The organism is Streptomyces sp. NBC_01775, from assembly GCF_035917675.1.
In the GTDB taxonomy this organism is placed as follows: domain Bacteria; phylum Actinomycetota; class Actinomycetes; order Streptomycetales; family Streptomycetaceae; genus Streptomyces.
On the sequence record NZ_CP109104.1, the window covers coordinates 446,526 to 459,783 of the forward strand.

Genomic DNA, 13,258 nt, shown 5'->3' on the forward strand with positions numbered 1-13,258 from the left:
AGTGGAGATGTGGCTGCCCCCCATGACGCCCTGCCTTTAGACCACCGGCTCGACGGTGCACCGACGACCCGTCCCCTACGGGACGCCTTTCACCTTCCCGCCAGAGACACCTCCGTAGCTGCGGCACGTTCGCGTGTGCTGGAGCGATTGCGCGAATGGCTTGTCGACGACGAGTCGAGCGCCGACGCCCAGTTGCTGATGTCCGAGCTCTTCACCAACGCCGTGCGCCACACGGACAGCGAGAAGATCACCTGCGAGCTGTGGGTCATCGGCGTACGGCTGCGCCTGGAGGTGGCCGACGAGGGCTGCGGGTCCGACCGGATTCGCGCCGACTGTGCGGAGAGCACCCCGCTTGGCGACAGCGAAGGCGAGAGCGGACGGGGACTGCTGCTGGTGAGTGTGCTCGCGGATGACTGGGGCATACGCCCGGCCCGCGCCGACGGCCCCGACGGAATCACGGGCCACGCGGTGTGGGCCGAGCTGGAATGTCACCGGACGCCCCACTGACATCACCCGGCGCCAATGGCAGGATGCACGGCACTTACCGGCCTGATCGGGCTCTCTTGCCGACCTGTCACCTCCTGGAGGCGCTGTGTCCGCACGATCCGCACGCAAGCGCAAGCACAGCAAGCCACTGGCCGCGGCGCTCGCAGCCGCACTCCTGGCGTCCCTCACAGCCTGTTCCAGCACCAAGACCTCCGGTGGGGACGGCACCGAGGTGGAGCTGGTCACGTCGGGCAAGCTCAAGACCTGCACTCATCTGCCCTACACGCCTTTCCAGTTCAGACAGGGCAAGAAGATCGTCGGCTTCGACGTCGGGCTGGTGGACCTGGTCGCCAAGGACCTCGACGTCTCCCAGGAGATCGTGGACACGCCCTTCGAGGGCATCCAGTCGGGCGAGGATCTCAACGCCGGCAAGTGCGACCTGGCCGCGGCGGGAATGACCATCACGCCCGTCCGCGCCAAGAACCTCGACTTCTCCGCGCCCTACTTCGACGCCACCCAGGCCCTGCTCGTCAAGAAGGGCAAGAGCGTCACCTCCTTCAAGGATCTCAAGGGCAAGAAGCTGGGCGTCCAGCAGTCCACCACGGGCGAGGAGTACGCGAAGAAGCACGCCAAAGGCGTGACGACCGTCCAGTTCGAGGACCTGGGGCTGCTGTTGACCGCGGTGAAGACCGGCCAGGTCCAGGCGGGCATCAACGACAACGGCGTGCTCTACGACTACGCGAAGAAGAATCCGGACACCAAGGTCACGAAGGAGTTCGACACCGGCGAGCAGTACGGCATCGGCGTCCGGCGAGGCAACGACGCGCTGCGCAAGCAGATCAACAAGACCATCAAAAAGGCCAAGGCGGACGGCCGTTACGACAAGCTCTACAAGAAGTGGTTCGGCACGGAGCCGGAGAAGTGACGCGCCGCAACCGCACCCGCCTCATACGCACCGCGCAGTACGGGATCCTCGGCGCCGCCGTGCTCGTGCTCGCGCTGGCCGCCGACTGGGGCGAGCTGCGCCGCGCCTTCTTCGACCTCGACGTCGCCAAGGAGCAGTTCCCCGAGGTCGTCACGACGGCTTTGGTGAACACCGTCATCTACACCGCCCTCGGCTTCAGCTTCGGGCTCGGGCTGGGCCTGTTGCTGGCGCTCATGCGACTGTCGAAGGTGCCGCCCTACCGATGGCTGGCCGTCGCCTACATCGAGTTCTTCCGGGGTGTTCCGGCGCTGCTGGTGTTCATCGCGCTCGGCTTCGGCGTCCCCCTGGCCTTCCAGGTGTCCATCAACCAGTACGTCACCGTGATGCTCGCCCTCGGGCTCGTGGGCGCCGCCTACATGGCGGAGACGATTCGCGCGGGCATCCTGGCGGTACCCAAAGGGCAGACGGAGGCGGCGCGTTCGCTGGGGATGTCACAGCCGCGTGCGATGGTCTCCATCGTCATCCCGCAGGCGTTCCGCATCGTTCTCCCGCCGCTGGCCAACGAGCTGATCCTGCTCACCAAGGACTCCTCGCTGGTCTATCTGCTCGGCCTGTCCATGGACCAGTACGAGCTGGCCAAGTTCGGCCGGGACGCGCTCAACCAGCACCGCAGCCTCACCCCGATCCTGATCGCCGGACTGTTCTACCTGGCCATCACGCTGCCCCTGGGCCACCTGGTGCGGCGCCTGGAGGCCCGCACGGCGAGAGCGAGGTGAGCGCGATGGCAGCGGATGACGGCGAGAGCCCGAAGACCGCCGGGGACCCGGGCGACGGGATGGGCACTTCCGGCACGGTGGCCATCGAGGTGGCGGGGCTGCACAAGTCCTTCGGCGAGCTGGAGGTGCTCAAAGGCATCGACCTGACGGTGCGCGGCGGCGAGGTGGTCTGCGTCATCGGACCCTCCGGTTCCGGGAAGTCGACGCTGCTTCGCTGTGTGAACCTGCTTGAGGAGCCCACATCGGGGACGGTGCGGGTGGCGGGCACGGAGGTCACCGGTTCCGAGGTGGACATCGACCGGGTACGGCGCCGCATCGGCATGGTCTTCCAGGCGTTCAACCTCTTCCCGCACCTGACGGCGCTGGACAACCTCACGATCGCCCAGCGGCGAGTACTGCGCCGCGGCAAGGCGGAGGCGGAAGACGTCGCCCGGCGCAATCTGCGCCGCGTGGGGCTGACCGAGAAGGAGGCGAGCTATCCGGCCCAGCTGTCGGGAGGCCAGCAGCAGCGGGTGGCCATCGCACGGGCGCTGTCCATGGGCCCGGAGCTGATGCTGTTCGACGAGCCGACCTCGGCGCTCGATCCGGAACTGGTCGGGGATGTGCTGGCGGTGATGCGTCGGCTGGCGGACGAGGGGATGACGATGCTGGTCGTCACCCACGAGATGAGCTTCGCTCGGGAGGTCGCCGACCGGGTGGTGTTCATGGACGACGGGAACATCGTGGAGGAGGGCCCGCCGGAGCAGCTGATCGGCGAGCCGCGCCTCGCCCGCACCCGTGCGTTCCTCGCCCGGGTGCTGGATCCCGCCGCGGCCGAGGTGCTGGAGCAGGAGCAGGAGTAGCCGGCCCGCCGGGAGACGCGGCTGTCGCGGGAGCCAGGGTGCAGGACTGTCCGGTCGAAATCCGGCCCGGGAATCGGCCGGGAAATCGGCCGGGAATCGGGCCGGTCCAGGCACCAACCGGGCGCGTAGCTCCCCTGCGCGCGCCGGGCGCACACGGCGCGTATTTCGCCTGGATCGGCGGAAAACAGCTCCTTGCGCCGCCCTGGAAGGAGCAGACTGAGCGGCGTCGGCACGGTGGAGGCCGGGCCGGCGGCGTAGTGGGCCGGGTGCCGTGGGGTGCGTGGGCCGGGCACTGCGGAGTGCGTAGGCCGGGCAGCTGTCAGACCCTTCCTCTAGATTCGGACCCAATCGGATCGATGTGTCTTATCGGTACCTCTCGGTGGCCGGTGAAGGACGAAAGGCAACGACGATGGCTGACAGGTCTCCCACCGCAGAGGCGCCCGGCCGCCCTCCTGGCGATGACTCCACGCCGGAGGAACTGCTGGAGCAGGCCAAGCCGTACCGCAACGAACTGCTGGCGCACTGCTACCGGATGCTCGGCTCGGTGCACGACGCCGAGGATCTCGTGCAGGACACCTACCTGCGGGCCTGGCGGGCGGGCGACAAGTTCGAGGGCAGGTCCTCGCTGCGCACCTGGCTCTACCGCATCGCGACCAACGCTTGTCTCACCGCCATCGAGCAGCGGGGCCGCCGCCCCATGCCCTCGGGGCTCGGCGCCCCCAGTGACGACCCCCGGAGCCCGGTGACAGAAGCCCCCGAGGTGTCCTGGCTGGAGCCGATACCCGACACGATGTTCACGAGCGAGAAACCCTCGGATCCGGCGGCCGTCGTGGTCACCCGTTCGTCCATGCGGCTCGCGCTCGTGGCCGCCCTCCAGCATCTGCCCGCCCGCCAGCGGGTCGTCCTGCTGCTACGGGACGTCCTCAAATGGCGGGCCGCCGAGGTGGCCGAGCTGCTGGGGACAAGCACGGCGAGTGTGAACAGCGCGCTCCAGCGGGCGCGGGCCCAGCTCGATCAGGTGGCCCCCGTCGAGGAGGAGCTGGCGGAGCCCACGGATGCGGCCTCGCGGGAGCTGCTGGACAGATACGCCGCCGCGTTCGAGAAGTCGGACGTCAGCGCCATCGTCGACCTGTTCAAGGAAGACGCCGTCTGGGAGATGCCCCCGTTCGAGCAGTGGTTCCGCGGCCGGGAGAACATCGTGCGACTCATCACGGCCCAGTGCCCGATCGGCCGCGACGAGGGCCTCATGCTGCCTACTTCGGCCAACGGCCAGCCCGCTTTCGGGCTCTACAGCCTCCAGGAGGACGGCACCTACCGCCCGTTCCACATCCAGGTGCTCACCCTGCACGAGGGCCAGGTCTCTCATGTGGGCGCGTTCTTCGGGGAGGAGCTGTTCGAAAAGTTCGGACTGCCCACCCTGGTGCGTGCGGAGGAGGCCAAGGACGCCGGGCGCGGCTGACGGCGCGCGGCGGAGAGCGTAACGGCTTCAGGGCCGAGGACATGGCGTGCTCCATGCCCGTCTGCGGCGCGTGCCTCTGAGCAGGGGCACGCGCCGTCGGCCCGGTCCTGGTGCCGAACGAGGCCGCAGGCCCGCATCACGGAGCCACGGCCACGGAGCCACGGAGCCACGGAGCCACGGGTCAACCGTCACGCGTCAAACCGGGATCACACGCCCAGCAGGTGGTCCATGGCGAGCTGGTCGAGGTGCTCGAAGGCCATCCCCCGGGCTGCCGCCGCGTCGACGTCGAAGTCCTCGTACGCCGTGCGGTCGGTCAGCAGGGTCCTGGGAGTCTCGTCCGGATCGAGCGTGGGCCGGGACAGTTCCTCCAGGCGGGATACCCGCAGGGCCTCCTGGACGGCGGGGTCCGCGCGGAAGGCGGCGGCCCGGTCGCGCAGGATCAGATAGTTGCGCATGCAGCCCGCGGCCGAGGCCCACACACCGTCGGTGTCCTCGGTGCGCGGGGGCTTGAAGTCGAAGTGCCGCGGGCCGTCGTAGCCTCCGGTCTCCAGCAGGTCGACCAGCCAGAAGGCGGAGCGCAGGTCGCCGGCGCCGAAGCGCAGATCCTGGTCGTACTTGATGCCGGATTGCCCGTTGAGGTCGAGATGGAAGAGCTTGCCCGACCACATGGCCTGGGCGACGCCGTGCGGGTAGTTCAGCCCGGCCATCTGTTCGTGTCCGACCTCGGGGTTGACGCCGAAGAGCTCGGAGCGCTCCAGGCGTTCGATGAAGGCGAGGGCGTGGCCGACGGTCGGCAAGAGGATGTCGCCCCGGGGCTCGTTGGGCTTGGGCTCCAGCGCGAAGCGCAGTCCGTAGCCCTGCTCCGTGACGTACTCGGCCAGCAGGTCGAAAGCTTCCTTCATCCGGTCGAGCGCTGCCCGTATGTCCTTCGACGCACCGGATTCCGCGCCCTCCCGGCCTCCCCAGGCCACATAGGTGTGAGCGCCCAGCTCGGCGGCGAGGTCGATGTTGCGCATCGTCTTGCGAAGCGCGTAGCGGCGCACATCCCGGTCGTTGGCGGTGAAGGCGCCGTCCTTGAAGACCGGGTGGGTGAACAGGTTGGTGGTCGCCATCGGGACCGTCATACCGGTGGCCTCCAAGGCTTGTCGGAAGCGTTTGACCTGGGCGTCACGCTCCCCCTCCGGGGCGCCGAAGGGAATGAGGTCGTCGTCGTGGAACGTCACGCCGTACGCGCCCAGTTCGGACAGCCGGTGCACCGACTCGACCGGGTCGAGCGGCGCCCTGGTCGCCTCGCCGAAGGGGTCGCGGCCCTGCCAGCCCACGGTCCACAATCCGAAGCTGAACTTGTCCGCCGGTGTCGGCTCGTAGCTCATTCTGCCGCCTCTCCCCCGCGCCGACGGCCGTTCGGACGGGCGCGAGGCTATTCGTCATGGCCGTTCACAAATTAGTATGCGCGCAGCATCCGCAACGAGGGAAGGGAACGGTCCGCATGACCGCACCGGAAGGGCCGCTCGTCATTGGGGTCGACAGCTCGACGCAGTCCACCAAGGCCCTCGTGGTGGACTCGGCGACCGGAAGGGTCGTCGCACAGGGCCAGGCGCCGCACACGGTCTCCACGGGCGAGGGGCGCGAGTCCGACCCCGAGGAGTGGTGGCAGGCGCTCAAGGCGGCCGTGGGCCTGTGCGGACGCCCCGCGCTGGAGGCCGCGGCGATCTCGGTCGCGGGACAGCAGCACGGCCTCGTCACGTTGGACGGCGGGGGAAATCCGGTACGACCCGCGCTGTTGTGGAACGACGTGCGTTCCGCGCCGCAGCGCGATCGTCTGGTGGATGAGCTGGGTGGCCCCAAGGCGTGGGCCGAACGGGTCGGCAGTGTGCCCGCCCCGGCCTTCACCGTCACCAAATGGGCCTGGCTGAAGGAAAACGAACCGGATGCCGCACGTGCCGCCGAAGGCGTGCGCCTGCCGCACGACTTCCTCACCGAGCGGCTGACCGGCCGGGCCACGACGGACCGGGGCGATGTCTCCGGCACCGGATGGTGGGCCTCGGCCACGCAGTCCTACGACGAGGAGATCCTCCGGCTCGCAGGGATGGATCGCGCGCTGCTGCCGCGAGTGCTGGAGCCGGGCGAGGCCGCGGGGACGGTACGGGAGGCGGACGGCGGCTTCCTCGCGCCGGGGACGCTGGTCGCCACGGGCACCGGCGACAACATGGCCGCCGCGCTGGGCCTGGGGCTGCGGCCGGGGCAGCCGGTGCTCAGCCTCGGCACCTCGGGCACGGTCTACGCCGTCTCCACGCGCCGTCCCGCCGACCCCACGGGGACGGTCTCCGGCTTCGCCGGCGCGCACGCGGACTGGCTGCCGCTGGCCTGCACCCTCAACTGCACGCTGGCCGTCGACCGGATGGCCGCGCTCCTCTCCCGCGACCGGGAGGACGTGGAGGCGGGCGGCGGGGTCACGGCGCTGCCCTTCCTGGACGGCGAGCGCACCCCCAATCTGCCCCATGCGACCGGCCTGTTGTCGGGGCTGTCGCATGCCACCACCGGCGGCCAGGTGCTCCAGGCGGCCTACGACGGAGCCGTGTTCGCCTTGCTGCGTGCGCTCGAACTCGTTCTCAACGAGGAGTCGAGGGGCGCTCAAGAGCCCGGGGATGAACCGCTGTTGCTGATCGGCGGCGGCGCCAAGGGTGTCGCATGGAGGGAGACCGTGCGACGGCTCTCGGGCCGGCCCGTCCAGGTGCCGAGGGCGCAGGAACTGGTGGCGCTGGGTGCCGCCGCACAGGCTGCCGGGCTGTTGCTGGGCGAGGATCCGACTGCTGTCGCCCGGCGCTGGAACACCGCCGAAGGCCCCTCCTATGAATCGGTGGAGCGCGACGAGGCCGCCCTCGCCCGGCTCACAGGCGTGCTCGACGACGCGGATACGCTCCTCAACCGGCAGCGCTGAGCCGCCGCTTCACACCGTCGGGAGCCGGACCTCCTCCATCCGGTCACCGACGAAATCTCCGTCATCCGGTGAAGCCCTTCAGCTCCCGGTCATCACTTGGACCATCCGGTCGAAGGGAACCGCGCATGGCAGTCCCGGCTCCCGGCTCTCAGCGGGAGATACGCAGGCGCAATCTCTCGCGTGTGCTGTACGCGGTCGCCGAGCACGGGCCCTCCTCCCGGGCCTCCGCCGCCGCGCGGCTGGGGCTGACCCGGACGGCCGTCTCCACGCTGGTCGACGAGCTGCTGCGAGGCGGCCTGCTGACCGAGCAGGGACCCGAGTCGTCCGGCGGTGGCCCGGGCCGCCCAGGAACCGCGCTCGCGCTGGCCGACAGTGGCCCGTGCGGGCTGGGGGCCGAGATCGGCGTGGACCACCTGGCCGTGTGCGCCGTCGACCTGCGCGGACGGGTGCGCGCGCGTACCCGCGTGGAGTCCCGGAGCCGGGACAGCGGCCCCGAGGCGACACTCGGCCGACTGGGAACGCTGGTGGACGAGGTCGCGAGCGCCGCCCGTACGGCGGGACTGCGGCCCTCCGGCCTCGGGGTCGCCGTCCCCGGCCTGGTCGCGCGCGGGACATCCACCGTCGTCCGCGCCCCCAACCTCGGCTGGCACGACACCGACATCGCTTCCGCGCTCGCCCAGGCCACGCCGGGGGCGGAAGCCGGTCCCTCGGGATCGGGAGCCGGGCCTGGTGCCTCGACACCGCCCCTCACGGTCGACAACGAGGCCAATCTGGCCGCCCTGGCGGAGCTGTGGCTGGGCGGTGCCCGGATGCCGCGCGATTTCGTCCACGTCTCCGCCGAGGTCGGGATCGGCGCCGCGGTGGTCCTCGACGGCGAACTGTTGCGCGGCACTCGTGGGTTCGCGGGAGAACTGGGCCATACTCCGGTACGTCCCGACGGGCCGCGCTGCGCGTGCGGAGGGCAAGGCTGTCTGGAGCAGTACGCCGGGGAGAGGGCGATTCTTCGCGCCTCGGGCGCCGACGAGGCGGATCCCCGAGGCCCGGCCCTCACCGCGCTCGCCGAACGTGCGGCATCCGGTGAGGCGAAAGCGCTCCAGGCACTGGACGGCGCCGGTGAAGCGCTCGGTATCGCGCTGGCTGGAACGGTCAATCTGCTCGATCCCGGCGCGGTGGTCCTCGGCGGCACACTGGCCCGTTTCGCTCCCTGGCTGCTGCCCTCCCTGGAAGAGCAGCTGACGCACCGTACGGCCGCACCCGGCTCGCTGCCGGAGCTGCTGGTGTCCCAGCTGGGTTCTGAGGGGCCGTTGCTGGGGGCCGCACATACCGGCGTACGTGCGGTCCTGGACGACCCTCCTGCCTACGCGGCGCGGCGCTGAGCCCGTCCGGGGGCCGCCCGGCACCCGGCCGGACAGCCTGGCCCCGCCGGGCCGGGGCAGCAGAGCTGAAGCCGGCCCTCACACGCGGCCAAGCCCGGTCTGCGTCCCTCGGGACACGGTGAACCGCGCGTACGCTGCTCCTCCGAACAAGCTGAGGCGCTCACTGGTCGGTCCAATGGCACGCGCGGCCGACTCTTGGCAGCTCCTGGCGGGGCTGCCATCATCAACGCGCGTCAACTTGACACGCACGTGCCCCCATTGCCTCTACTCCCCCTCCCCTCTTCCCCCCCCACCGGGAGACACGATGGACTCAGCACGCCCGCACTCCACGGACGACCACGTACACCCACACCTGCCTTCGCGCCGGACGCTGCTGCGGGGCGGCGCGGGCCTCACCGTAGCGGCGGGCTTCGCCGGGGCGGCCCTGCTGACAACGGGCTCTGCGTCGGCCCGCCCCAGAGTCGCGCGCCCCAGAGCCGCGCGCCCCAAGGGCGTCGATTACCCCAAGGCCGAGTGGGTGCCGGCGGCCTCGGCCAACTTCACCGTCGCCGACCGGCCCTCCGAGTATCCGGTGGAGTTCGTGGTCATCCACGTCACGCAGGAGACGTACGACGACGCGCTCGCCATCTTCCAGAACCCCGACAAGCAGGTGTCTTCGCACTACGTGGTGCGCTCCGCCGACGGGCACGTTGCCCAGGTGGTACGGGAGAAGGACGTCGCCTGGCACGCGGGCAACTGGGACTACAACACGCGGAGTGTCGGCGTCGAGCACGAGGGCTGGATCGACGAGCCGGACAAGTGGTTCACGGACGCCATGTACGAAGCCTCGGCGGCGCTGACGGCGAATGTCTGCGCCCGGCACGGCATCCCCGTGGACCGCGAGCACATCATCGGTCACAACGAGGTCCCCGGAGCCGACCACACGGACCCGGGCCAGTACTGGGACTGGGACCGCTACATGCGGCTGATCCAGGCCCACTAGGAGGCCAGAAAGGCGAGACCCGCACCACGGGCTCGGCGTCCGGATGCCCTGGTGTCCCGGTGCGGTCATCTGCCGTTTGCAGGGCCATGGTTCGGCTCGGCCCCAAACCGCACGTTCGACCCGTTCAGCCCATCGTGTGACTACCGGCCGGAAGCCTTCTGCCGGCCCCCGGCCACCCCCATGCTCAGCGTGTGAGGGGACGCAAGCGACGCGAGTGGCTGACAGCGGCAGCTCTGGCCTGCACGGCTTTCGGGCTGGCCGGGGGCACGGCCGCCCTGTCGGCCAGGCCGTCGGATTCCACGGGATCAGCACCGACACGGTCGCCGGCGAAGCTGGCCGCGGCCGTACCGGCGGCGTCGGAGGAGACACTTTCCGGGGAACAGCCCCCGGGGCCGCGGCCAGATCCGCGCTCCGGGCCCGGGCTCTCCGACGCCGCCGAAGGGCCGAGGGCACCCGGACAGGACACGCCACGGAGGGACAGCACCTCCAAGCTCCCGTCGGGCCCTGGGCCGGGCTCCTCCGTGGCGCGCCCGCAGTTGGGTGCCGCGCACCACACGCCCCGCCCGGGCAAGGGCGCCTGGCTGTCCGTCGACGCGGGCAACGCTCAGGTGCACGCGTCAGCAGGCCGGGGCAACGGCTGCTCCGGGGCTTCCCTCACCGTCGAGGCCGGCCAGGGCGTCTCGGTCGAGATGACGGCGGGGCACCACCCGTGCCCCCCGCCTCCGCCCCCTCCCAGCTCGCCACCGCCGCCACCACCACCGACGCCGTCCCCCACCCCGACGCACACGCCGTCTCCGGAACCGCCCGCTCCCACGCCGTCTCCGCGGCCTCCGTCGAGCCCGGCGCCCGAGCCGCACAGCCCGCCGGCTCCCCGGGTCGCTCCGGCACGGCATCCGGTGCGCCCTTCCGCGCAGCCCCCGGCACCGCAGCCCCCGGCGCCGCAGCCGCCGAGTCCGCGCTCGCCCTCTCTTTCGTCGCCCGAGCTTTCGTCACCCGAGCCCGCGCCCGAGCCCTCCCGTAGCGCCCTCGTGGCTCCCGCGCATGCGGCACCGGAGCGTCAACGGCCGGACGGCGGCATGTCGATGGTCACCCGCACGTTGCTGGTGATCGCCCCTGCCGTGCTGGCGGCTGCCGCTTTGCGGCCCCGCGCGAGTGGCGGGCAGGCGTCGGCCGGAGCATCCGCGCAGCCGTCCGGCCCGGGCGGTCCGGGCAGCGGCTGACGCCCAGCTCTGCCCGCTAGGCGGGCCCACCGGTCAGGGCCGGGCACCGCTCGCGGGTGTCACCAGCCCGCCGTCCGCCCCTCCTTACCAGTTCGCGATCCCTGGAGGCTTCCCTTGTCCGAATGGCTCGTCCTGACCCTCGGCATGCTCGCCGCCTGCGCAGTGGTCATCGTCGTCGTCCTGCTCAGACAGCGGAGACATGGGGCCGAGGTCGATCCCTCGGAGACGCCGGACGTGATCGAGTACATGACCATGATGATCGGGAAGACTGCTGGTAGTGGCAGGAACACCCAGATCGGAGCCCCGAGCTTTAGCAACTACGTGTAGTTACTGGCAGTTTCTCGCAGGGCAAAGCGCTAGATTGCTTTGATCGTCTCCCACCTGTCTCCCATCTCCCATCTCCGGGCAGCAGAAAACCGGCCCGTGGTCGCCCACTTGGGAGGTGGTTTTGGCAACCGCGGGCCGACTCCCTGGGCCAGAGTGCGAGTCGTCTGGCGTCGCAGGGTGGGCAGGGTGTGGCTTGGAGACCTCGACCGCTCCTACTGGGGTGCTGGAGCGGTCGAGGCCGTGCGTTCCAGCGTGACGCTGGAGTCTCGGATTCGACACCTGCCGGCGGCGCATTCATGTGTGCGCCATCTACGCAAGGTGTGAACGGCGGCCAGCCTGTCGGCGCCGGGGCTCAACTACGAGCGCCGCGGGGCGGTAACGGCTCCGGCCGCGACCCCTGGGTGGTGTACACGCAGCGGCAGTCGCCACAGAGCCACACCGTCCACCCGGGTCCACTGCCTTGCTCGATGTGGCCTTGCGTTTCGAGGTCGTCTCTTCGCCGTCGGCAGTGGGCGCAGATGCCGCACGTTTGTGCGGGTGGCGGGGTAGGTTCTGGCATGTCGACTCCAAGGTGGTCGGCCATGCCCCCGGGCCGGTAGCGCGGTCGCGGGGGTCTCTTTGAGCGTAACTGCTCTATGGAGCAGTGTGCAGCAGTAGGTAGCTACCCATGCATCTGTGCAGCTCAGGGCGGCTCTAGTCTGTGGCATCATGGGAGATGATCTTGGTGGGAGAGTTGATCCGGCGGCGCCGGTCTACGTCTACATTCAGGTAGCCGACGACATCGAAGCCCGCATCAACACCGGCACTCTCCGCCCTGGGGCGCGACTCCCCGGCGAGCGAGACCTCGCCGAGCAGTACGGCGTCGCCTACGGGTCCGCGCGACGCGCCATCGAGGAGCTGCGCGACCGCGGGCTGGCCATAACGCTGCCGGGCAAGGGCACGTTCATCCAGACGCGAACCGGGTCGGCTGACAGTGGCGACGCCTAGACTTCGGGCATGACCACGCCATCGGCTGGGGGTTGCGAGCGGTGCCAGTCGGCAGCCGCCGCGAACGAGGCGATCCGCCGCTTCGTGGCCGGCCGCGCCGTGTGGACTCCGGAGGCCCTGGCGGAGCTGGACCGGCTATGGGCGGTGTGGCGGGCAGCGGTGGCCCGGGAGATGACGACAGCGGCCTGACGGGGCTCGTCAGAGGCTCGTCGTAGGCTCCGAGCATGGCATCTGTGATCGACCCCGACAGACACTCCGACCTGATCCGGCTCCAGCTCGCCGTCTTCCAAGCAGACCGTGAGCTGTACACCTACACCGGGGATGACGCAGGGCCGCTGCGGGAGAAGGTGCGGCAGGCTGCCGCCATCAAGGACGCGGCGCTTCGGGAGTCGGGGCTCGTGACGGAGCACGGCTGGTACACCGCCGAGCAGGACCTCAAGCGCGCCGGAGCAGCCGAGACGGCGGGCTAGCGGCGCTTGCCTCGCATGCCTCGGCGCAGGCCCTGCCGGTAGGGCGAGGTGGCGGCCGAGTTGATGCCAGGTGGGGCCGGCCGCTTGTAGCGGCCCTCTCGCAGCCAGCGGGCTTCCGCCGTCATGCCGAGCGCTTCGGCTTCGTCGGGGTCGGTGATCTGCTTGCCGGGCGACAGGGCGACGAGCACCGAATCGTCGTCCTTCCGGGCGGGCCGAAGCACACCGCCGCGCGCACGGCGATACGGGACACCGCCAAGCAGGCGGCGCAGGAACGCCACCAGGTCAGCCGTCATGCCGGATGGCCACCTCCCGCACGTCGGCCCCATCTCCGTCGTCGTCCACTCGCTCCTGCTGACAGAACGACGTGTGGGGGATCTCCCCACCCATGACCTCTACGGGCTCGCGGTGGGAGCGGCCCCCGCAGTCAGGACAGACCCCGGGTCCGTTGCAGCAGCAGGCAGGGCAAG

15 protein-coding genes and 1 pseudogene are annotated in these 13,258 nt (G+C 70.5%); 14 read left to right on the top strand and 2 right to left on the bottom strand.

Annotation, left to right across the window (positions count from 1 at the left end; all coding sequences use genetic code 11):
* Positions 1 to 9: 9 nt before the first annotated feature.
* The 5 genes from OHB04_RS02110 to OHB04_RS02130 all read left to right on the top strand — a co-directional run bounded on the left by OHB04_RS02110 (position 10) and on the right by OHB04_RS02130 (position 4,488).
* Complete coding sequence (locus OHB04_RS02110) at positions 10 to 507, top strand: ATP-binding protein (RefSeq protein ID WP_326686041.1); 498 nt, start codon at positions 10 to 12, stop codon at positions 505 to 507.
* Positions 508 to 592: 85 nt separating this feature from the next.
* Entirely contained in the window at positions 593 to 1,411 is an 819-nt protein-coding gene (locus OHB04_RS02115; protein WP_326686042.1) for a basic amino acid ABC transporter substrate-binding protein, read from the top strand.
* On the top strand, positions 1,408 to 2,187 hold the full coding sequence (locus tag OHB04_RS02120) for an amino acid ABC transporter permease (RefSeq protein WP_326686043.1): 780 nt from the start codon (positions 1,408 to 1,410) through the stop codon (positions 2,185 to 2,187). Before OHB04_RS02115 ends, OHB04_RS02120 begins: the two co-directional genes overlap by 4 nt.
* A 59-nt stretch (positions 2,188 to 2,246) precedes the next feature.
* The gene (locus OHB04_RS02125) at positions 2,247 to 3,029 is read left to right on the top strand and encodes an amino acid ABC transporter ATP-binding protein (RefSeq protein WP_326809387.1); all 783 of its coding nucleotides are present in this window, start codon (positions 2,247 to 2,249) and stop codon (positions 3,027 to 3,029) included.
* Between the two features lie 409 nt (positions 3,030 to 3,438).
* The gene (locus OHB04_RS02130; RefSeq protein WP_326806617.1) at positions 3,439 to 4,488 is read left to right on the top strand and encodes a sigma-70 family RNA polymerase sigma factor; all 1,050 of its coding nucleotides are present in this window, start codon (positions 3,439 to 3,441) and stop codon (positions 4,486 to 4,488) included.
* A gap of 206 nt (positions 4,489 to 4,694) precedes the next feature.
* On the opposite strand, the gene xylA is transcribed toward OHB04_RS02130, so the two are convergent.
* Entirely contained in the window at positions 4,695 to 5,861 is a 1,167-nt protein-coding gene (gene xylA, locus OHB04_RS02135) for a xylose isomerase (protein WP_326686045.1), read from the bottom strand.
* 116 nt (positions 5,862 to 5,977) lie between these two features.
* On the opposite strand from xylA, the gene xylB reads away from it, so the two are divergent.
* The 9 genes and pseudogenes from xylB to OHB04_RS02180 all read left to right on the top strand — a co-directional run bounded on the left by xylB (position 5,978) and on the right by OHB04_RS02180 (position 12,791).
* Positions 5,978 to 7,429, top strand: a complete 1,452-nt coding sequence (xylB, locus tag OHB04_RS02140; protein ID WP_326686046.1) for a xylulokinase — start codon at positions 5,978 to 5,980, stop codon at positions 7,427 to 7,429.
* 125 nt (positions 7,430 to 7,554) lie between these two features.
* Positions 7,555 to 8,805, top strand: a complete 1,251-nt coding sequence (locus OHB04_RS02145) for an ROK family transcriptional regulator (protein ID WP_326686047.1) — start codon at positions 7,555 to 7,557, stop codon at positions 8,803 to 8,805.
* Positions 8,806 to 9,109: 304 nt separating this feature from the next.
* On the top strand, positions 9,110 to 9,787 hold the full coding sequence (locus OHB04_RS02150; protein WP_326686048.1) for an N-acetylmuramoyl-L-alanine amidase: 678 nt from the start codon (positions 9,110 to 9,112) through the stop codon (positions 9,785 to 9,787).
* Positions 9,788 to 10,496: 709 nt separating this feature from the next.
* Complete coding sequence (locus tag OHB04_RS02155; protein ID WP_326686049.1) at positions 10,497 to 10,808, top strand: hypothetical protein; 312 nt, start codon at positions 10,497 to 10,499, stop codon at positions 10,806 to 10,808.
* Between the two features lie 55 nt (positions 10,809 to 10,863).
* A complete protein-coding gene (locus tag OHB04_RS02160) occupies positions 10,864 to 11,007 on the top strand; it encodes a hypothetical protein (protein ID WP_326686050.1) in 144 nt (47 codons plus the stop codon).
* Positions 11,008 to 11,121: 114 nt separating this feature from the next.
* A pseudogene (locus OHB04_RS02165) lies at positions 11,122 to 11,271 on the top strand (DUF4239 domain-containing protein); the annotation flags it as partial.
* Between the two features lie 771 nt (positions 11,272 to 12,042).
* Positions 12,043 to 12,321 (top strand): winged helix-turn-helix domain-containing protein, encoded by a 279-nt coding sequence (locus OHB04_RS02170; protein WP_326806618.1) that lies wholly within the window; start codon positions 12,043 to 12,045, stop codon positions 12,319 to 12,321.
* 9 nt (positions 12,322 to 12,330) lie between these two features.
* On the top strand, positions 12,331 to 12,510 hold the full coding sequence (locus OHB04_RS02175) for a hypothetical protein (RefSeq protein WP_326806619.1): 180 nt from the start codon (positions 12,331 to 12,333) through the stop codon (positions 12,508 to 12,510).
* Positions 12,511 to 12,545: 35 nt separating this feature from the next.
* Positions 12,546 to 12,791 carry a hypothetical protein gene (locus OHB04_RS02180; protein ID WP_326806620.1) on the top strand — a complete coding sequence of 82 codons (246 nt, stop codon included), beginning with the start codon at positions 12,546 to 12,548 and terminating at the stop codon, positions 12,789 to 12,791.
* On the opposite strand, the gene OHB04_RS02185 is transcribed toward OHB04_RS02180, so the two are convergent.
* On the bottom strand, positions 12,788 to 13,084 hold the full coding sequence (locus tag OHB04_RS02185) for a hypothetical protein (protein ID WP_326806621.1): 297 nt from the start codon (positions 13,082 to 13,084) through the stop codon (positions 12,788 to 12,790). The two genes, OHB04_RS02180 and OHB04_RS02185, sit on opposite strands and share 4 nt — an antisense overlap.
* Positions 13,085 to 13,258 lie beyond the last annotated feature (174 nt).